This is a genomic window from Leptospira yanagawae serovar Saopaulo str. Sao Paulo = ATCC 700523 (assembly GCF_000332475.2).
GTDB classification, from domain to species: domain Bacteria; phylum Spirochaetota; class Leptospiria; order Leptospirales; family Leptospiraceae; genus Leptospira_A; species Leptospira_A yanagawae.
Map to the genome: position 1 here is coordinate 152,337 of NZ_AOGX02000047.1, position 21,194 is coordinate 173,530.

A 21,194-nucleotide genomic window follows, 5' to 3' on the forward strand; every position below is an offset into this window, starting at 1 on the left:
TTTTATAACAAGTGGTCGCAAGACTCTCCATGTGAATGGAAAAAAATTCGGAAGAGTAAAAATCCAAGAGAAGTGAGTACTAATATGGTTCCGAAAACTGGGAACCATTTGGGTTGGATGTGCTTCCGAATCTTTCCCATAACAAGACTAAGGCCTGTTAACGCGGGAACTGTTCCCATATAAAAAGTAAACATAACGATTCCACCTGTGAAAGCACTTCCCGTTGCAAACGATGCCGCATACGCTGGGTACAAAACCCCACAAGGTAGTAGGGCACTCAATATTCCAATTCCAAATCCCAATCCATTATGAGATGTTCTTTTTCTGATGGATTGCATTAGGTTTGAGATCCCTTTTGGTAGGGTTCCAAATTTGACATTGGATGGACCCATAAACATACGAATGAGAAAAAAAACTAAAAACAAAAAAGTAAAAATTCCAGCAAACCCTTGTATGGTGGAAAGTTCTCCAAGAGCATTGGCTCCTTTTCCAAGCATACCTAAAACAAGTCCTAAAAAACTATAAGATGCCATCCTACCAAAATGGTATAGAATCACAGGAGTTTGTTTAGAAGGATTTGTTGTTTGTAAAAGAGAAACAAAAGGCCCACACATCAAAGCACAGTGAAAACTGCTGAAAAAACCATACACCAAAATGGAGCCAAAAAAACTAAGATTTGCTAGTTGGTCCATCTTCTTTCGTTTTGGATTTTAAATCGGAAGTTTCAATATTCGATTGGACTGGGTATTCTTCTTCAAAAAACATTCGGTACTTGGGAGATTCGATGTCCTCAAATTGGCCTTTTCGAAATGCCAAAACAAATACATACAAAAAGAAACCAGCAATGCACATTGCCATCGGAATCGTTAAATAGAGGGCTTCCATTTTGGTATCCTTAAACGTATTGATAAAGAATTAAGTAACACTGTCAAGCTAGAACAAGCCATAAACACAGCACAGATTACAGGTAACATAAGACCAAACATGGCGAGAGGTAACATAATCGAATTGTAACAAAAAGAAATGATTATGTTTTGTAAGATGACTTCTCTCGTTTTTTTAGCAGAGAGTAAACTATGGACAAGTCCATTTAAATTTCCAGAAGTAAGAACCACGTCTGATCTTTCTAAAGACATGTCTTCTGCTTCCGTATGTGAGATCGAAACATTGGCCCTTGCAAGGGATAAACTATCATTAATACCATCTCCCACCATTATCACCACATTCCCTTTGCTTTGAGAATCTTGTATGATGTTTGCTTTTTCTTCTGGAGAAAGATCGGAGTAGTATTGATCAATACCGAGTACACCAGCAATTCGTTTCACAGCTGGAAATCTGTCTCCAGAAAGGATTGCAATTTTAGGAATCATTTGTTTTAAGAGGGTCACAAAGGAATGGGCACCTTGCCTCACTTCATCTGCTAGTACAAATTGTCCTACCATCTTACCATCAATTGCAACTAGGATGAGAGAACCTTCTTTGTTAGGGAGTGGTTCAATAGGGATGTTTTGGTTTTGCAAAAGAGTTTGGTTACCAATAAAAACCAAATATTCCTTCCCTAACCATTGGATGGTTCCTTTCACACCTTGCCCTGGGATATTTTGCAATTGGGTGAGTTCCATTGCACTAGCTTTTTCTTTGACAGATTGAAAGGGAGTCAAATACTTCACAAGTGACTTAGCAAGTGGATGGTTGATTTCTTTCTCAATTCGATAAACAAACGGTAGTTGGTCTTCATTCACAGTCACCAAACGAACAAGAAATTTTCCTTCTGTGAGTGTTCCAGTTTTATCCAAAAAGATTGTATCTGCTTTTGCTAAGGTTTCTACCACCGATGGATTTTTTAAGAGCACACCTTTTTCTGCATTCAAAATATGATTTGTGACTAAAGCTGTTGGTACAGAAATTCCCAAAGCACAAGGGCATGCGACAATGAGCACTGAAATTGTTGTGACAAGGCTTTGTTCCAAATCACCCGAGGTCACAAACATCCAAACTCCAAAACAAACAAAAGCTAAGAGGAAAACAACAGAAATAAAATAAGAGGCAATCCGTTCTGTTAGAATTTGAATTTTTGGTTTAAGATGGAGAGCTTCCTCTAAGCGAAGTTTTAACGAAGATAAGGTAGATGCATGGTAATCGGAATTCGCAAGGATGAGGGCTGGGTTGTCGATGGAAAGAGACCCAGCCAAGATGGAATCTCCTTTTAGTTTGCGGATGGGAACAGATTCTCCCGTGAGAAAGGACTCATCCACATAAGTTTCCTCTGATAAAAGCATTGCATCCACAGGGATTCGTTTTCCAGGTGCGACTTGGATTCTATCACCTAACTTAATTTCACTACTAGGGATGGTAGTTTCACCATTCTCTGTGATGCGAACTGAAGTTTCTGGAAGTTTACAAAGGATGGATTCTAATTTATCAGAGGCAAAAACCCTTGCTTTTTCTTCAAAGTATTTACCTATCAAAATAAAAAAATAAATCATCGCAACAGAATCAAAATACACTTCCCCTCTATCGGTTAACGTTACATATACGGAATAGAAGTAAGCCATGGAAATTCCCAAAAACAATAGAAAGTCCATAGAAAGAGTGCGCCTTCGTATGCTTGTTATAAATCCAGACATAAAAGGGAATCCCGAATACAGATAAGCAGGTGTTGCAAATACCCATGATGCGTAATGGAACATTCGTTTGAGACTTTGGTCGATTCCTGTGAAATAACCTGAATATAAGGCAACACTCAAGATCATGATATTACCAAAACAAAAACCGGCCACACCAATACGTAAGAGCAAAGTTTTTAATTGTTTGGATTTTTGTAAGTTCCCTTCAGTGGGGGAGAATAGTATGGGTTTGTAACCAATGGCACGAATGAGAGAAAGGATTCTCGAAATTTTGATTTTGGATGCATCAAAACGAATTCTTGCTCGGCCAGAAGCAAAGTTGATTTGTGCAGATAGGATTCCATTTTCTTCACCAAGAACTTTTTCATTGATCCAAACACAAGCGGAACAATGGATATTTGTGATTTGGATAGAAACTTCGGAAAATCCGCCAGAAGGCCTAACAAACTTTTGGTAAACAAGTTCGTTTTCTATGTCCGCATCATTTTCTTCAATTTCGACGGGACTAAGTTTGGTGTTCCCTTTTAGGCGGTAATAATAACTTCCACCTAATGAGTGTATGATGGAATAAACAGTTTCACAGCCTTCACAACAAAAAACCTTTGTTTCATTTTCAAGTTTTGATTCTATCGCTACCAAACGTATAGGATTTCCACAATGATCACATTCAGTTTTTGTATTTTGTGAGCTTGTTTCGTTCATCGAACCGTAATTTTTCCTTCTCTTTCAAACGTTTTACCGTTGATACTTGAAATAATTCGGAGATTCCAAGTTCCTGTTTCTTTTAAAGAGATTTTTCCCGTAAAACTAAGATTTGATGGAGTTAGGTCGTATCTGGCTGTATGTTTGGTAGTTGCATTCCGTTCTAACACAATGTAGATTGAATCCGCTTTTGCCAATACTCCTTTTTGGTTAAGAGAAACTGTTAAATTTGATTCTCCAAGGGGGAGGAGGGTGGTATTGTCCCAATTGGTGGTAAGTTGATAACCTTGACTTAATAAGTCTTTTTGGTTTTCGATTGCCTTTTCATAGTTCAAACCAATTTCGTAATAGTTTTTGTCCATCACCGGTTCAAAATGTTGAAAGGTTAATCTTATGGTATAAAACGTTGCCGCAACAAGTGCAGTAAAACTAAACAATACTACATACATTGCATTTCTGAGGCTTGGGTGTAAGTCTTTGAACATCATCATTTCCTTGGTAGAGAGAGTGATAGTTTTTTCTCTAATGTTTCATCTGGGTCTTGTGTATTTTTTAATACGATAGAGCCTGGTAAGTAACCTTCATTTAATTCTTGTTCTGTGAGGCTTTGGGTTTCTAAAACCACTGAGAAACTTTTGATTTCCCCGGAGCCCAATTTGAATTGGTTGTTTTCCTCTCCTGAACGAATTAAAATTTCTTTGCCATGCCTTGTATCAAATGCCGAAAGTTGGAATTCTTTTTCCACTGGCGCAATATTTTGAATGCGGAGAGCGACAAAGGCCCTAATTTTATTATCTGGAATTAGGATTGGTGGCATCGATTTGTTTGATGCTGCAATCATAGACATTGGAATCCTTGTGAGAAGTTGGATCGTGGCTCCTGAAAGCACAACTGTCAGTAAAATTGCATAAATGACAGTTCTTGGCCGAATCCATTTGATTTTATCCCCTGTTTCAATCTGTTTTAATGAAAAATACCCAATGAGAGTTTTTTTGTTTTCTTTTGCCATGATGGATGTGCAAGCATCCACACATTTCCCACATGCCACACATCCAACTTGTAAGCCGTCGCGGATGTCAATACCAGTAGGGCATACCACCACACACATATTACACGCAATACAATCTCCGATTTTTGTTTTCCCATCTCGCCTGGGTTCCCCACGTTTGAAATCGTATGTGACATTCCATGAATGTTCGTCCATAAGGAGGGTTTGGAACCTTGCATAGGGACAAGCATAACGACAGAATTGTTCACGGATAAAACCGATATCGATAAACATCGCAGCGGTAAAAAATAAGGTAAAATAAAAGTAGGTTGCTGAGAAAGCTGATAGATTTAGGTAGTCAGCTAACATTTCATAGGGGCTGACAAAGTATGCAATCCAATGGAATGATGCAATAAATGATATGACGATCCACAACAAGTATACTGTGTATTTGCCGATTATGGATGCGTCTTTTTTCCCATATTTGGAATCTAAAACAAACCGACCAATTCGATCAAATAAGTCGGTATAAATGGTTTGAGGGCACCCCCATCCGCACCAAACACGGCCAATGACGGAGGTGAAAAAGAAAAGGGAGAGTCCCATTGTGAGAAGGAAAAACCATAAAATGAGTCCCTCTTGTGGGATAAAAAGACCACCAAACAGGTGAAACATCCTTTTCGGGATGTCCAGTCGGATGAGAGGGCTACCGTCTGGTAACACCACCCATGGAGCAACTAGGAATAATCCCACGAGAAAACTCATAACGATATTTCTACGTGTCCTTACTTTTCCTGATTGTGGTCTTGAAATGATCATCTTTATTTTGCCTTCACGAGTGTACTGTTCTTAGTTGCAAGCCATGCCATCACTGCATATACCTTCTCAGCACCTAACCCTTCCCAAGCGGGCATCCCACCTCGGTTGAGTTTTTGCCTTTCAGGTCCAATCCCTTTCATGATGTTATGGAATACTTCTTTATCCGTATTTCCGTGAATCCACTCCTTATCAACCAAACTTGGACCAACAGCACCTTCAGCAGTGGGGCCATGGCAAGCGGAACAAATTTGTTTGTAAGTTCCTTCCCCTTCTTTGATGGCAACTGCGTCGTCGCGGTATGGATTTGATCCATCTTCTGTATTGGCGACAATGGCTTGTTTTGCTGGGAATTGGGCTTCATGTTCTGCCACTTCCTTTTCAAAAGCAACTTCTTGTGGCCATTCTGAATACCAGTGAAAGTATACAACATAACCGATGGATACTATGATACTGATAAGCCACACCATTTTCCACCAAGGTGGCATGGGATTGTCGGCTTGGAAGATTCCGTCTACTTCTTTTGGTTCTTTCATTCGTATTAATCCTCCTCAAGCATTCGATACTTGGGTTTTTCCATTTCTTCTTTCGTACGTTTTTTATAAACGTAGTAGGTGATGTAGGCAATTGCGATCACAAGGACCGGCAATCGCAAACTTTTGTAAATGAGAAGAAGGTCTGCGTCATTCATACACTTACTTCATTCCTTTTTGTAACTCAGCGGAGTCGCGACCAAGTTTTTGTAAGTAAGCAACGAGTGCATCACCTTCAGTTTTGTCTTTGAGTAACGATGGTGCATTGGCCAAATCTTCATCCGTGTATGGGACCCCGATGGATCTAAGTGCCTTCATATTCGCAACGATTTGTTCTACATCCACTTTGTGTGAGTCTTCGAATAACCAAGGATAGGCTGGCATAATTGAGTTGGGAACACCACCAACGGTTCTTGGATTGATGAGGTGGTTTTTATGCCATTCATCAGAACGTAACATTTGAGATTCGTGTGCTAAGTCTGGACCAGTTCGTTTGGAACCCCAAAGGAATGGATGGTCATAAACAAACTCACCACCTTTAGAATACCCAGTGCGTCCATAGGATTTGGTTGGGTCAAAACGATCCACTTCCCATTTGAAAGGACGAACCATCTGTGTGTGGCATCCAATACATCCTTCTTTTTGGTAGGTATCACGACCTGCCAGTTCCAATGCGGAATATGGTTTCACAGTGGAAATCGGTGTGACCGTTTTTGTTAAAAAAAACGGAGGGATGAGCTCAAAAAGTCCACCGATCACAACTGCGATGGTTGTATAAATGGTAAACTTTACTCCTTTTGTGTCCCAACGGTCAGCAATTTCGGAAAACCAATCTAAGAATTTATTAAAACCAAACATTATGATTTCACTCCTATACGTAAGTCTTGTTCTACAAAACCACTGTCTTTGTTTTGAATGGTTTTGATAAAGTTATACACCATAAGGATAATCCCTGTTAAATAGAGTGTACCTCCAATCGCTCGGAATAAACGGAATGGTTTTAAGAACTCAACGATTTCGATCCAATCTTTGTAAACGAGTTCCCCGTTTTCACCTACGGCTCTCCACATAGATCCTTCTGTAATACCAGACACCCACATCGAGATGATATAGAGTAATATCCCAAGTGTTCCTAACCAGAAATGGACATTCGCCAACTTTTCACTATAAAGGTTTGCATTCCAAAGTCTAGGGACTAAGTAATACAAGGCAGCGGCTGACATAAATCCAACCCAACCAAGAGTACCAGAGTGAACGTGACCGATGATCCAGTCTGTGTTGTGTCCAAGAGCAGACACTGCTCGTATGGAAAGGAGAGGTCCTTCAAACGTTGACATACCATAAAACGTTACGGCAGCTAACATCATTTTGAGGGTTGCATCTACCTTGATTTTGTCTTTTGCCTGGGTGAGTGTTAAAAATCCGTTTAACATACCACCCCAAGATGGCATCCATAACATGATGGAAAACACCATACCAGTTGTTTGTAACCACTCAGGGATTGGGGAATACAATAAGTGGTGAGGGCCTGCCCAAATATAAATAAAGATGAGAGACCAAAAGTGGATGATGGAAAGTCTATGAGAGTAAATTGGTTGTTTGATGTGTTTTGGGAGGTAGTAATACATAAGTCCCAAAAATGGAGTGGTTAAAACGAATGCAACGGCATTGTGACCATACCACCATTGGATGTTGGCATCAAATACTCCTGCATAAACCGAGTAGGATTTTAAGAAACCAGCAGGGATCACAATGTTATTCACAATGAAGAGTAGGGGAACCGTTACGAAGGAAGCAATGTAAAACCAAATGGCCACATACATTTGTTCTTCTTTTCGTTTGAGTACCGTCATCAGGTAGTTTGCAAAAAAGATAACATACCATACAACAATCAGTAAGTCGATCGGCCATTCTAACTCAGCATATTCTTTGGATTGGCTGTAACCAAGTGGTAAGGTAATTGCAGCTAAAACAATTGATAAGTTGTATAATGCCAAATGCAGTTTGGAAAGAGTGTCGTTCCACATTCTTGTGCGACAAAGTCTTTGTACTGTATGATAAGCAGTGGCGAAGATCACACTTAATGCAAATCCAAAAATGGCAGCATTTGTATGCAGAGGTCGTAATCTTCCGAAGCTCGTCCAAGGTAATTCCAAATTCAGCTGTGGATACACAAGTTGGAACGCAATGATGACACCAAATGTCATAGAAGCAACGCCCCAGACTAACGCTGAAATGATAAACCCTTTTACGATAAAATCGTCATATTGAGTTTTTTCCGTAGCCAATGTTTCTCTCCTTAATCTTTATCAGTTCCATGTATATAGAGAACTTAATCCTTTATACAAAGAAGACGAAGAAAAGAAAGAAAAAAAGGGGAGTGAGTGTGAGATCCTCCCTTGATATTTGTCAAGGGAGGATTTGAGATTTAGAATTAATCTAAAATAATATGATGGTTGGATCCCTCTAATCTGCGTTAGAAGGTGACTTCATATCCTAATTGTGTACGATGTTCAAGTCCTCTGTCTCCTGCGAGAGCTGTTGGGTGGTAACCCACTCGGTCCACACTTGAAGTGAGGAAAAACTTTTCTTTTCTTGTATCATCCATACTAAGTCCTGAACCAGTTGGGTGGAAATAATAAGCGTCAAAGATATTCCAAGCATACACGAGTAAGGTGGCGATTCCAATGTATTGCATTTCTTGGTAATGCCTTTCTACTGACTCCCTTTGGCCTTTAAAAGGTCCAAGTTGGCTTGCAACAACTGCTTCTGCAGGAGAAACTGCTGCAGATTGTGGAGTGAACGCCGCTCGGACAAGACCATTTGTTGTATAAGGATTTTCTAAATTATTATAATCTCTTTTGGCATTGAGATACATGCGATGTTTGTCATAAGTGAAAAAGAGACCTACAGCAATGATGGAAGGGTAAACGATTGCTTGTACTTTCCTTCCTTGTTTCCATTGCCCCCATCCAGGTAAAACCGCAGAACGCCACATCGCTCCTTTTCTCGTTAGGTTTTTACGATCTGCTTCTGCGAGTTTTGCTTCTTCTTCCGCCTTTCGTTTGGCTTCCGCTTCCAATGCTGCATTGTTTTTAGCGTTTTCTTTTTCTAAACGTGCAGCTTCTTCCGCTTCTTTTTTAAGCCTAGCGGCTTCTTCTTTTTCTTTTTTGATGCGTTCTTTTTCTTCTTCTGCTTTTCGGAGTTTTTCTTCTTCGGCAGCAGTTAAGTTTTCTTTATAAACTACTTTTAAGATTTCAGTTTTATTCAGAACAATCGTTGTCCCATCTTCCTTTCGGACTTTGAGTTTGTATTGGTCTTGTTCGATGACCTTTCCTTTGATGGTGCCACCTTTTTTGAGAAGGATACTCTCCGCAGAAAGGGCAGAGGAAAGGATTACCAAAAGTGTTGCGATTTTTAGGATTTGTTTTACAGTTAGTTTCAAGGGAGTCTCAAATGTTGGAATATTATCTAACAATATTTATAGTGTTACTTGCTACGTTCCAATTGGTCTCTCCAATGATTTTATCAATTTGGAAGTTAGGCAAGAATTTTTTTGCCAAAGACAAACTGAAACAAAGTCCACAGTTGGAAACAAATTATCCTTGTTACGAGAAAGTTTGTTCCAAATGTGGGTCCTAGTAGATCGATCTTAATTTTACGCTTCTACTTCCGATGTGAGGAATTGGTGCACTTGGTCGGCGCATTTACGTCCTTCCGAAATCGCCCAAACAATGAGGGATTGTCCTCGTCTGACGTCACCACAAGCATAGACTTTGGGAACGGTGGTCGCAAATGATCCTGCTTTTGTTCCAAATTCGGCTTTCACATTCCCACGACCATCCAGCTCTAAACCTTCTTTTTGTAGGTCAGCAAGTAATCCCTCTTTGACAGGGTTCACAAATCCCATCGCTAAAAAGACAAGATCAGCAGGCCATTCAAATTCGGTCCCAGGAACAGGGATGAACTTTCCATTTTCTTCTTTGACTTCGGATCCATAAATGGCGGTGACTTCACCTTTCTCATTGGCTTTAAAACCCATTGTCGAAACAGCCCATTTGCGGCTCACACCTTCTTCATGAGAAGTGGAAGTCCGTAACATCTTTGGATACAAAGGCCAAGGAGTGGACTTGTCGCGGTCCTTTGGTGGTTCCGGGAAAAGTTCAATTTGAGTGACTGATTTGGCACCATGTCTGTTGGAAGTTCCCACACAATCAGAGCCAGTATCACCACCACCTATCACAATCACGTGTTTGTCTTTTGCGTTGATGATATCGATCGCATCACCTGCAACGTGTTTGTTGTTTTTGGTTAAAAACTCCATAGCAAAATGGATACCTTTGTGGTTACGTCCCTCTACTGGTAAGTCTCTTGGAACTTCAGAACCACAAGCGAGAACCACTGCATCAAAGTCAGCTAAAAGTTGTTTTGCGGTGATATCAACACCTACGTTTACATTCGTTTTAAACGTAACACCTTCCGCTTCCATTTGTTTCATGCGGCGGTCAATATGTCGTTTTTCCATTTTGAAATCAGGGATTCCATAACGGAGTAGGCCACCAATCCGATCATTTTTTTCAAAGATCGTGACTGTATGACCTGCACGAGCTAACTGCTGTCCTGCGGCAAGTCCCGCTGGACCTGAACCAACAACAGCAACTTTTTTGCCTGATTTGGATGCGGGAGTTTGTGGGATGACCCATCCTTCTTCCCATGCACGGTCAATGATGGTCCTTTCAATGGACTTAATGGAAACTGGTGGTTCAATGATTCCCAGGGTACAAGCTGATTCACAAGGAGCAGGGCATAACCTTCCTGTGAACTCAGGGAAGTTATTGGTTTTGGATAAATTTTCCCAAGCTTCCTTCCAACGACCCCTGTATACAAAGTCATTAAATTCTGGAATTAAGTTATCTACAGGGCAACCTGTATCGCCATGGCAAAATGGAATCCCACAGTCCATACAACGAGCCCCTTGGTCTTTGGCAACAGCCTCAGGGAAAGGTTTTTCAAACTCTTTGTAGTTTTTGACCCTTTCCTTCGGTTCAATCTTTTGAAGGTATTCTTTTTTAAATTCTAAAAATCCTGTTGGTTTACCCACGAGCTGTTACCCCCTCTTTATTTTGTTTTCCCGATCCGTTTTCAGAAGCCATTTTTTCTAGGGCTTTTTTGTAATCTCTCGGAATCACTTTGATCATTTGTTTTACCACTTCATCCCAATTGTTTAGAACTTCTTCTGCACGTTTGGAGCCTGTGTATTTTTTATGGTCTTCAACCATCTTTTTGATTTCAGCAATTTCAGATGTGTCGGTTAACGGATCTAAGTCGACCATCTCTTTGTTGATGAGAGCCTCTTTGTTTTTCTTTGGATCCCAAAGGTAAGCAATCCCACCAGACATCCCCGCGGCAAAGTTACGTCCGATTTCACCAAGGATGATCACTCGTCCTCCGGTCATGTATTCACAACCGTGGTCTCCCGTTCCTTCCACAATGACATGGGCTCCAGAATTTCTGACACAGAATCGTTCGCCAGCCATCCCGTTCACATAAGCATGTCCACCAGTTGCCCCGATAAAACAAGTGTTACCAATGACGATGTTTTCTTCGGCTTTGTAAGGAGCCGATTTTGGAGTTTGGAAAATGAGTTTTCCACCACATAGTCCTTTCCCAACATAATCATTTCCTTCTCCAATGAGTCGAAGTGTCATCCCTTTGGTCACAAATGCACCAAACGACTGTCCTGCGGTCCCGGTGAATTCGATGTCAATTGTATCTTCTGCGAGTCCATCCACACCATATTTTTTCGTGACTTCGTGGCTGAGCATTGTTCCCACAGAACGGTTTAGGTTCACGATGGATGTTTGGATTTTTACAGGTTGTTTGTGGTCAATCGCCGCAAGGGATTTACGAATCAATTCGTTATCAATCTGTTCATCCAAGTGGTGGTTTTGTTCTTTTGCACGATAGAGACCTGTTGGGAAAACAGGGTTTGGTCTATGGAGCACTTTGCTAAAATCTAAACCACGTGCCTTCCAGTGGTGGTGTGGTCGTTTGAATTTGATTTTTTCCACTTGGCCAATCATTTCTTCGAACGTTCTGAAACCAAGTTTTGCCATGATCTCACGCACTTCTTCCGCAACAAAGGTCATAAAGTTCACAACGTACTCAGGTTTTCCAGTGAACTTACTTCTTAAAAATTCATCTTGGGTAGCAACTCCCACTGGGCAAGTATTGAGATGGCATTTCCGCATCATGATACATCCCACTGACACAAGTGCGGAAGTGGAGAATCCAAACTCTTCTGCACCGAGAAGGGCTCCTACAACCACATCTTTTCCCGTAAGGAGTTTTCCATCCACGGCTAGGTAAACACGATCCCGAAGACCATTTGCAACGAGTGTTTGGTGGGTTTCCGAAAGTCCCAGTTCCCAAGGAGTTCCCGCATGGTGGATGGAAGAAATTGGACTTGCTCCTGTTCCCCCTTCGTGCCCTGCAATGAGGATATGATCCGCATGTGCTTTTGCAACCCCTGCTGCCACTGTCCCCACACCCGATTCCGAAACGAGTTTGACGGAGATACGAGCTCTTGGATTTGAATTTTTTAAATCGAAGATGAGCTGTTTTAAATCTTCAATCGAATAAATGTCATGGTGAGGAGGAGGGGAGATGAGAGTCACACCTGGTGTGGAGTAACGTAACCAACCAATGTATTTGTCTACCTTGTGGCCTGGTAACTGCCCACCTTCTCCTGGTTTTGCGCCCTGTGCCATTTTGATTTGGATGTCATCAGCATTGGTGAGGTATTCCATTGTAACACCAAACCTTGCGGAAGCAACCTGTTTGATCGCCGAACGCATGCTATCTCCGTTTGGTAAGGTTTTGAAACGTACTGGATCTTCTCCACCTTCACCTGTATTGGATTTGGCACCAATGCGGTTCATGGCAATGGCAAGAGTTGTATGTGCTTCCCAAGAAATGGAACCATGGCTCATCGCTCCCGTTTGGAAACGTTTTAGGATGGATTTTACAGATTCCACTTCTTCGATTGGGATGGCTTTGGAACCATCAAAATCCAATTGGAACAAACTTCGGAGTGTAATTGCTCTTTCATTTTGGTTGTCGATCAGAGCTGAAAACTCTTTGAAGGTTTTGTAATCGTTTTCTTGTGTTGCCTTTTGTAATTTATGAACTGTGATCGGAGTGTAAAGATGGCTATCACCATTTTTACGGTAATAATGCACTCCACCTGGTTCTAAGTTATTTGGGAAAAAAGTTGGGTCGTAAGCCGATTTGTGACGGCGAACGGTTTCTTCTTCCAACATCTCTAGAGAAAGGCCTTCAATGCGTGATTGTGTTCCTGCAAAGTAAGTGTTTACAAGTTCTGAATCAAGACCTACTGCTTCAAAGATTTGCGCACCACAATACGATTGTAATGTGGAGATCCCCATTTTTGAGAACACTTTGAAAAGTCCTTTCCCAATGGATTTGATGTATTTTTTCTTTGCTTCTTTGTAGTCAGGGACTTCCGGTAAAAGCCCTTGAAGGGATAAATCGGCAATGGTTTCAAATGCAAGGTATGGGTTGATGGCATTGGCACCATATCCGCATAACAAAGCAAAGTGGGCAACTTCTCTTGGTTCCCCAGATTCCAAAACGATCCCGGCTTTTGTACGAAGGCCTTCTCTGATGAGGTAGTGGTGGAGTCCCGCTACCGCAAGTAGAGATGGAATCGCTGCTTTCTTTTCTCCCACACCATGATCGGTTAAGATGATGAGGTTTACTCCTTGTTCCCTGACCGCTTTGGCAGCATCGGCACAAACGCGATCGAGGGAGTTACGCATATCATGTTTTTTGGATGGATCAAATAAGATTTCAAAGGTTTTTGCTTTGAAATGGCCCTCACTGATTTGTTTGATCTTTTCAAAATCTTCATTGGTAAGGATGGGGTGTTCCAACTCCAACCTATGGGCATGTTCTGGTTCTTCCGATAGAAGGTTCCCTTCTGGTCCAATGTAAGTTGTGAGTTCCATCACAAGTTCTTCTCGGATCGGATCAATCGGAGGGTTTGTTACTTGCGCAAAGTTTTGTTTGAAATATCGAAAGAGCGGTTGTGGTTTTTCGCTGAGGACTGCCAGTGACGAATCCACACCCATTGATCCCACTGGTTCTTCACCGGAAACTCCCATTGGTTTGATGAGAGTGAACACATCTTCGTGTGTGTAACCGAATGCCCTTTGTCTTTCCAAAATGGTTTCGTGTTGCGGCTGTTTTACGTTTTCAGGATCTGGTAATGATCCCAATCGGATCATATTGTCTTCTACCCATTTGCGGTATGGTTTTTGCGTTGAGATTTGTTTTTTGATTTCTTCGTCGTCGAGGATTTGCCCTTTTTCCATATCGATGAGGAGCATCCTTCCTGGGCGAAGTCGGTCTTGGACAAGTACTTCTTCCGGCGGTAAGTTTAAGACCCCAGCTTCTGATGACATGATCACTTCATCATCTTTTGTGACAATGTAACGTGCCGGTCTTAGTCCATTCCGATCAAGAGTGGCACCGATGATCCTTCCATCAGTAAATGCGATTGCAGCAGGTCCATCCCAAGGTTCCATAAAGGTTGCATGGTATTCGTAAAACGCACGTCTGTCGGCGTCCATGGATTTGTTTTTTGACCACGCTTCAGGGATCATCATCATCACCGCATGTGGCAATGACCTTCCTCCCATCACGAGTAGTTCAAGGACAGTATCAAATGTTGCAGTATCCGATTGGCCTTCCATAACAATCGGGAGCATTCTTTTCAGTTCATCTCCATATAACGGAGATTGCATCACCATCTGACGAGCAGCCATCCAGTTCATGTTCCCACGTAAAGTATTGATCTCACCGTTGTGAGCAATTTGACGATAAGGGTGAGCCAAGTCCCAAGTAGGGAAGGTATTTGTGGAAAACCTTGTGTGAGTCAAACAGAACGCAGAAGTAAGGTCTGGTGACTTGAGGTCTTCATAGAATTTTTTCACTTGGTCACCAAGTAACATCCCTTTGTATACGATGGTTCGGGAAGAAAAACTTGGTACGTAGTATTGGGAACGATCCAGTTTCAGTTCCGCACGGATTCGTCTGTCAATGAGTCGTCTGATCAGGAATAGTTTTCTCTCAAAATCATCAGAGGTTTTGATTTTTTTGGATTTTTTTCCGATGAACACTTGTTTGAAGACAGGAATGGTTTTAGAAGCCACTACACCCGCATATTCTTTGTTCACTGGCACATCTCGGAATCCGAGGAATTCTTCCCCTTCATCGATGATGATTTTTTCGATTACGTTTTCAATGGCAGCTCTTACTTCTGCGTTTTGTGGTAAAAATAAAAATCCAACAGCATAATCACCTTCTTTCGGAAGGGTGAAGGGTAGGTTTTTACGGAAAAACGCATCGGGGATATTGATCATAATCCCTGCACCGTCTCCTGTTTTTGGGTCTGCCCCTTCTGCTCCTCGGTGTTCGAGGTTACACATTAGGCGGATCCCTTTGTCTACGATGTCACGGGAACGTTTGCCCTTATAATTTGCGATAAAACCAACACCACAGGAGTCTTTGTCCATGGCAGGATCATACATACCTTGGGCCTGTGGGCCGAGCGGCGGAAGGATGGGTGGTTGGTTAGATTTTGACATACGTACCCTACACTAAAGCAATTACTGTACCTTGTTTTCGGAAACGGGTGTACTGTCCAATTATTTTGTTTTCAGCAAAATGATTTATTTTTAGGCAAAATGAAAGTCAAAAGAATGCACAGAATCGGTACATTCTGACTATAACATGATAAATATGTATATATAAATAACAAATTTAGATTCAGTCTGAAAACTAAGGCAGTACAAGAAAGAAGCGAACTGCAACTTCCATAGGAAGATCGCTTAAATCCCAGCGCTCCCCATCAGAGGCTTCGTAAGCTTGTTTTGCCAATTGGTAGGCATCACCTATCCCCTCAGATGGGTTTTCCAACGAATCCACCAAGGCTTTTGTTTTTTCATAAGCAATTTTGGTTTGGATGTGGAGGGTCTTCTCTGGTAATTCCAAAAAAGCGATTTTCTCTGAGATTGGCATCCATTCCCCTTCTAGATTGTTTCTCCCCTCGTATACAGAATAAAACCGGTATCCTTTTCCAAACGACTCGATTCGATATTCGGTTTTTGATTTGGGCAAAATCCAAAAGTAAACCTGAGAAACAAACGAAAGATACCCAAGGATGAGGATGAGAATCCCCCAAACCATGTTCTTTTTGGTACCTTCTCGGTAGTTGAAAACAAACATCATCACCCCGAGATGTCCAATTGCCAGGAAGGAAAATGAAACATACCAATTTGCATTCAGAATTTTATGGTTCCAGATGATGGGGAATTTGATCGAATCTTTTTCGTTAGGTGGTGTTTTTGTTGATGCTCCATCGGTTTTTCTATTTTTTGGATTTGGTAAAGAATGGACAATTGGTCCCGTTTGTTTAGGTAACTCTGGTTTGACGAGAAGGCCCTGAAATGGTTTTCCGGTTTCCGTTTCAACAGGGAGAGGTAGGATACGAAACCATTTTTTCAATTCCCTAGACAGTGCGGCAAAGCGACTGAATTCATCATTAGAATCCTTATGCCGTTTCACAGAAACCTTTGCAACGGGAAGTAACAAACCTGAATTGTGATGTAAGTAAATGGTATCAGTATACCTCGTACCATCTTTTTTTGATTCTGATTCCGATTTGATTTGATAAGACAGAATTCCTTCCAATTGCAAATCAATATCTGGTTCAATAGAATCTCCAAAATAAAGATGGTTTTTGGATGGTTCGATTTTCAGTTGGTAAACAAATTCCTCTTTTTCTTCGTAAGATTGGTAACAGAGATAACTAAAGGGAAGAAAGCTAACCAAAGTAAATAGAAACCCAAGTTTGCCAATTGGTGTTCGTTTCCAAATCCATATTCCAGAGAATGCAACAAGGATCCAAATCACAATTCCAGAAAGGAATAGGTGTTTACTAAAGGTAGTGGCTTTCACCAAAACTGCATCCGATAAAAAAGTTGTTTCCACAGCGTAAAAAAAATCTTTGATTTTTTATTTTTGTCAACTACCCTATGGCGATGAAATTTATATTTTCTAAACTTTGTTTCGGAATCTTTCTACTTTCCTTTTTGTATTTCTTTCTTTTGGGATTGGATGCAAAGGAGATTCCCAGTTTGGAAAGGAGAGTGACCTGGGAAGAAGGAACCATTTCAAACAGAGAAGCAGACTTTTTGGAAAACATATTAAAGGAATATGAAGAAAAAACTTCCAATCAGTTTGCGATTCTCATCGTACATTCGTTAGAAGGAGAAATTTTAGAAGAATATAGCCTGAAGGTAGCGGAAACTTGGAAACTGGGACAAAAAGGAATTGATAATGGGGTCCTGATCTTACTTGCAACGGAGGATAAAAAGGTTCGCATTGAAGTAGGATATGGTTTAGAAGGAGTCTTAACAGATGTTTATTGCAAGCGCGTCATTCGAGATTTTTTTATCCCACAATTTCGAAATGGTGATTATGAAGAAGGACTTCGTTTAGGATTAAAAGAGTTACTGGAAACGGCAGATCTTGGGATCACTCCCGAAGAACCTTCTTTTTTCGAAGAGTTCCAATCCTTTAGAGGATTTGATTTCAAAGGAAATTTGTTTTTATACCCAGTCGGTATGATTTTTGTTTCTGTTTTATTTTTGTTTGGATTCATTACTTCATTTCACTATGAAGACCAAGGAGTTGGGATGTTTGTCTTTGTATTGGTATTTTTCCAATGGGTTCCAACCATGTTTTTTGGGTATTATGCTTGGTTGGGATGTAATTTGGCATACATTTTTGGATTTATTTTTGTTCGCCTAACTAGGAATCAATTAAATTGGGTGAAAAAAATGGCTAAAAAAGTAACGGACAATGTGCACTTTTCCTCTGGAGGGTTTTCAGGTCGAAGTGGGAGTGGGTCTTCAGGTGGTTCTAGTGGTGGATTCAGTGGGGGAGGAGGGAGTTTTGGTGGAGGTGGTGCGAGTGGGAGTTGGTGAATTGAGGAAGGTGGCAAAGTCTTAAAGGAATCATTGGGTGCGGGATTCCTTTGTCATTTTAGATACGTTTGAAAATCATACGGGTCAAATGAAGTATGATCATAAGAATCTATGAATCACTTCATTGTGAATGTGTAAACTGAAACAATCTGCAAACGCTAAAAAAAAATTTCTAGGTCTGAATGCGATGTATAAAGTAAGAAATTGTCTAAAATCATTTAGATTTGATTCCGAGCCAGTCCAAAATTCGTTCGGCGGCTTCTTCTTTGGAAAGTTTAGATAGGTTCAATTTAAAATGCGCGGCCTCTTGGTAGACTGGGAGTCTTTTTTCTAAAATGGTGCGGTAAGAAGTGATTTTGGAAAGGTCGGGCCTAGTTTTATCTCCCTTTACTTTTTCCACAAGTTCGTCAATGCCTCGTTCTAAGTACACAATCCTTCCGATCTTTCGGAGTAAATCTAATTTCCTAGTACTTAAAACTTCGTTCCCAGAGTCATCCAAATCAAATAAAATTCCACCACCACAGTCCAAAATGATCCCATTTGCATGTTCCAATTTCTGAAGGATGGAATATTCTAATTCTCTAAATACTTTCCATCCGTTTTTCTCTACAAACTCAGGGATAGGCAATCCTCCTCCCTCATAAACCGCGATAGAATCAGTAGAGACGACAGGGATTTCTGTTTGTTTGGATAGAGAGCGGGAAACTTTTGATTTTCCAGCTCCCCTTGCACCGATTAAAATGATGTTCATTTGAAAACTAACAAAAGGTCAGAACTACACATTCAACAAATCAGCAAGGCCAGCTTGTAAGTCAGGGATATGAACAAAATATGTTTCAATGTCAGCATCTGTAACCCCTGTTTGGCTAAGAGCAAACGGTGAAATGGGAACCGATTCTCCACCTATATCAATTCCAATTCCAGAGACAACAATAAGTATACTTGCAATGTGGACAACGGATGTAAGAAGAGGGTTCACTTTGGAAGCTTCAGGTGTGAGGTAGTTTGCCACAACATCTGTTAGTTCTGATGGGAAGTTCCATCGTTTTAACAAGTTTTCCGAAACTTCCATATGAGTGTATCCAAAGTATTTTTTCTCTAAAGTAGGGAATGGTTCTTGGTTGTTTTTTAAATCTGTTTTGATTTGCATCATCACTGGACTAAAAAACTGTGCTAAAACAATTTTACCAACACTGCAAAGAAGCCCTGAAGTGAAAGCCAGGTCTTTATCGATTTTTAATTTTTTATGTTGTACGATTTTACTCGATAGTTCGGCAACAAGTAAGGAGGCTGTCCAAAGTTGTGCAGCTTCGAGTTGGTAACTATTTAAGTCTTGGGCTAAAATACCTTTTGCCGCCGTTAATAATACAATTTCTTTAACAGTTTTGATCCCAAGTGTCATCAAAGCTTCTTGGACTGTACGAATGGGTTTGGAAGCCCGGTAATAAGCAGAATTCGATAGTTTAATCACATTGGCTGTGATCGCAGGGTCTTTGGAGATTTCCTGGGCTAGGTCGGCAATATTGACATCTGGTTTTTGTAATTTCTCCAGTACTTGAGAAACAACCGATGAGATGGCCGGTAGTTTGTTTACGTCTTGTAATACTTCATCAACTTTTGATTTTAGCATATCGCCTAACGCACCTTATAAAGGTATTTTTCCATACCAGCTTTTTTTAACAATACTCTTCCATCATCACAATAGAGGCTGATTGTCCTACCTTCATTACCCGCTATATCTTCAACAATGATTGGGATTTTTTTTCTTCCATGTACTTTTTGACAATGGCAATGTTTTGTTCCCCAATGTTTTGTAAAAATTGGGAATTGATCCCTTTGAACATGGAGGCGCCGCCAAAAATTCGACAAGAATACTGTCCGATATTCGAACCTTCTTTTTTCATCATATCGATGAGGATAGGAAGAGCGGATTCACCATATTTATGAGGAAACTTACTCATGTCTTTTCCTGTTGGGTCTTTTGCGAGCATGATATGAGAAATTGCACCGATTTTTTGATCGGGATCGTATAAGACGATTCCGATGCAGGAACCGAGAGTCGTGCGGAGTACATCCGTATCCTTTCCGACCTTAATGTCAGCAATTCCCACATTGATGATTTTGGATTTTATAGACATTCTACTTGTTTCTAGAGAGTGGAACCGTTATTTAGGTATAATAGATAGTCACTTCTCATTATGCGTTCAATCAAAAAAACTGCTCAACCAAGAAAATCTACCAAAAAAGGTTTCAAAACCAAAGAACCTTACCTGTTTAAAACCATTGACAAAACGGAAGTCCACATTTTAGGAACTGCCCATATTTCCAAACAAAGTGTGGATGAAGTTGAAAAAATGATCCAGGACATCAAACCAGATGTCATTTGTGTTGAGTTATGTGAATCACGAATGAAGTCTGTGGAAGACCCAGACTATCTTAAAAAATTAGATATCTTTAAAGTATTCAAAGAAAGAAAGATGTGGTTACTTTTATCAAGTCTTATCCTTTCTTCTTTTCAAAAGAAAATGGGAAACCAAGATATCAAACCAGGGGACGAGATGCGAAAAGCAATCTCACTTGGTAGGTCTCTACGTATACCTGTGGTTGCGGTGGATCGAGAAATCCAAACCACACTCAAACGTTCTTGGGGCAATGTCGGATTTTTTTCTAAAATGTATCTTTTCAGTGCCCTTCTTGCATCACTTCTTGTAAAGGAAGATGTATCCGATGAAAAAATTGAAGAAATGAAATCTGATGATATCTTAAAGGATCTTTTTACCCAAATTCCAAAAAAATACGAATCCGTAAAAAATGTGATCATTGACGAAAGAGATGTGTACTTAGCGGAAAAAATCCGTTTGTCTACTCTGGACAAAAAAGTGAAAAAGGTAGTAGCAGTTGTTGGGGCAGGCCATCTCGCTGGCATTAGCAGAAACATAGATTTACAAAACGACTTGGCTCCGTTAGACGAAGTCCCCCAAAAAAAAATTTGGGACAGTCTAAGTTTGGCAATCTATCCAATTTTTTTTGCAGGACTCATTGGATACACAACCTATTCACAAGGTGGAGAGGCTGGGATGGATTTAGTATCCAAACTCATCTACATCAAAGGTGGGCTTGCGGCTCTAGGTGCTCTCATCGCTTGGGCTCATCCCATATCAATTTTACTTGCCTTTATCACAGCACCGATTGGAACTTTTTTGCCAATCTTCAAAGCAGGTTGGGTGAGTGCCCTTTCGGAATCCTATTTAAGGAAACCTTTAGTGGAAGATTTTGAACGGATCGCAGAAGACTCAGAATCATTGTCCGGATTTTGGAAAAACCGAGTGATCCATATCTTTTTGGTATTTTTCCTTCCACAATTTGGATCCACAATCGGAACCTTTCTTGTCGCAGGAAAAGGATTGAAGAATTTATTTTAAACTGGTAAAATGATTGAGTAGGAATTTCGTCT

The 21,194-nt window shown here is 40.6% G+C and carries 17 protein-coding genes and 1 pseudogene; 2 read left to right on the forward strand and 16 right to left on the reverse strand.

Features of this window, described 5'->3' with window-relative positions; translation table 11 throughout:
- Positions 1-2 precede the first annotated feature (2 nt).
- From LEP1GSC202_RS18815 to LEP1GSC202_RS18875, 13 genes are all read right to left on the reverse strand, one after another.
- Complete coding sequence (locus LEP1GSC202_RS18815) at positions 3-692, reverse strand: sulfite exporter TauE/SafE family protein (RefSeq protein WP_015679374.1); 690 nt, start codon at positions 690-692, stop codon at positions 3-5.
- Positions 670-885: a cbb3-type cytochrome oxidase assembly protein gene (locus LEP1GSC202_RS18820; RefSeq protein ID WP_015679444.1), complete on the reverse strand. Its 216-nt coding sequence runs from the start codon at positions 883-885 to the stop codon at positions 670-672. The genes LEP1GSC202_RS18815 and LEP1GSC202_RS18820 overlap by 23 nt, the downstream gene beginning before the upstream one ends.
- Positions 867-3,329: a heavy metal translocating P-type ATPase gene (locus tag LEP1GSC202_RS18825; RefSeq protein WP_015679253.1), complete on the reverse strand. Its 2,463-nt coding sequence runs from the start codon at positions 3,327-3,329 to the stop codon at positions 867-869. Before LEP1GSC202_RS18825 ends, LEP1GSC202_RS18820 begins: the two co-directional genes overlap by 19 nt.
- Positions 3,326-3,817: a FixH family protein gene (locus tag LEP1GSC202_RS18830; RefSeq protein WP_244147779.1), complete on the reverse strand. Its 492-nt coding sequence runs from the start codon at positions 3,815-3,817 to the stop codon at positions 3,326-3,328. Before LEP1GSC202_RS18830 ends, LEP1GSC202_RS18825 begins: the two co-directional genes overlap by 4 nt.
- Positions 3,817-5,136: a cytochrome c oxidase accessory protein CcoG gene (gene ccoG / locus LEP1GSC202_RS18835; RefSeq protein ID WP_015679306.1), complete on the reverse strand. Its 1,320-nt coding sequence runs from the start codon at positions 5,134-5,136 to the stop codon at positions 3,817-3,819. The genes LEP1GSC202_RS18830 and ccoG overlap by 1 nt, the downstream gene beginning before the upstream one ends.
- Positions 5,137-5,138: 2 nt before the next feature.
- Positions 5,139-5,669, reverse strand: coding sequence for a c-type cytochrome (locus LEP1GSC202_RS18840; protein WP_015679234.1), 531 nt, complete (start codon positions 5,667-5,669; stop codon positions 5,139-5,141).
- A gap of 5 nt (positions 5,670-5,674) precedes the next feature.
- On the reverse strand, positions 5,675-5,824 hold the full coding sequence (locus LEP1GSC202_RS18845) for a hypothetical protein (protein ID WP_015679355.1): 150 nt from the start codon (positions 5,822-5,824) through the stop codon (positions 5,675-5,677).
- A gap of 4 nt (positions 5,825-5,828) precedes the next feature.
- Positions 5,829-6,524: a cytochrome-c oxidase, cbb3-type subunit II gene (ccoO, locus tag LEP1GSC202_RS18850; protein WP_015679343.1), complete on the reverse strand. Its 696-nt coding sequence runs from the start codon at positions 6,522-6,524 to the stop codon at positions 5,829-5,831.
- Positions 6,524-7,954, reverse strand: coding sequence for a cytochrome-c oxidase, cbb3-type subunit I (gene ccoN, locus LEP1GSC202_RS18855; RefSeq protein WP_015679272.1), 1,431 nt, complete (start codon positions 7,952-7,954; stop codon positions 6,524-6,526). The genes ccoO and ccoN overlap by 1 nt, the downstream gene beginning before the upstream one ends.
- Before the next feature lie 188 nt (positions 7,955-8,142).
- Positions 8,143-9,111: an LA_0442/LA_0875 N-terminal domain-containing protein gene (locus tag LEP1GSC202_RS18860; RefSeq protein ID WP_015679215.1), complete on the reverse strand. Its 969-nt coding sequence runs from the start codon at positions 9,109-9,111 to the stop codon at positions 8,143-8,145.
- 213 nt (positions 9,112-9,324) lie between these two features.
- The gene (locus LEP1GSC202_RS18865; protein ID WP_015679307.1) at positions 9,325-10,767 is read right to left on the reverse strand and encodes a glutamate synthase subunit beta; all 1,443 of its coding nucleotides are present in this window, start codon (positions 10,765-10,767) and stop codon (positions 9,325-9,327) included.
- Positions 10,760-15,337, reverse strand: coding sequence for a glutamate synthase large subunit (gltB, locus tag LEP1GSC202_RS18870; protein WP_015679246.1), 4,578 nt, complete (start codon positions 15,335-15,337; stop codon positions 10,760-10,762). The genes LEP1GSC202_RS18865 and gltB overlap by 8 nt, the downstream gene beginning before the upstream one ends.
- 193 nt (positions 15,338-15,530) lie before the next feature.
- Positions 15,531-16,742 (reverse strand): hypothetical protein, encoded by a 1,212-nt coding sequence (locus LEP1GSC202_RS18875; protein WP_015679308.1) that lies wholly within the window; start codon positions 16,740-16,742, stop codon positions 15,531-15,533.
- Positions 16,743-16,792: 50 nt separating this feature from the next.
- Between LEP1GSC202_RS18875 and LEP1GSC202_RS18880 the strand changes: the two genes are divergently transcribed.
- A complete protein-coding gene (locus tag LEP1GSC202_RS18880; RefSeq protein ID WP_244147780.1) occupies positions 16,793-17,740 on the forward strand; it encodes a TPM domain-containing protein in 948 nt (315 codons plus the stop codon).
- Between the two features lie 214 nt (positions 17,741-17,954).
- Here LEP1GSC202_RS18880 and LEP1GSC202_RS18885 read toward each other — a convergent pair whose 3' ends face one another.
- The 3 genes and pseudogenes from LEP1GSC202_RS18885 to LEP1GSC202_RS18895 form a co-directional block, all read right to left on the reverse strand.
- Positions 17,955-18,491, reverse strand: a complete 537-nt coding sequence (locus LEP1GSC202_RS18885) for a shikimate kinase (RefSeq protein ID WP_015679245.1) — start codon at positions 18,489-18,491, stop codon at positions 17,955-17,957.
- 24 nt (positions 18,492-18,515) lie between these two features.
- Positions 18,516-19,370: an HDOD domain-containing protein gene (locus tag LEP1GSC202_RS18890; RefSeq protein WP_015679286.1), complete on the reverse strand. Its 855-nt coding sequence runs from the start codon at positions 19,368-19,370 to the stop codon at positions 18,516-18,518.
- A gap of 5 nt (positions 19,371-19,375) precedes the next feature.
- Positions 19,376-19,878, reverse strand: a pseudogene (locus tag LEP1GSC202_RS18895) (chemotaxis protein CheD).
- Positions 19,879-19,938: 60 nt separating this feature from the next.
- Here LEP1GSC202_RS18895 and LEP1GSC202_RS18900 point away from each other — a divergent pair.
- Positions 19,939-21,162, forward strand: coding sequence for a TraB/GumN family protein (locus LEP1GSC202_RS18900; protein WP_015679404.1), 1,224 nt, complete (start codon positions 19,939-19,941; stop codon positions 21,160-21,162).
- Positions 21,163-21,194 lie beyond the last annotated feature (32 nt).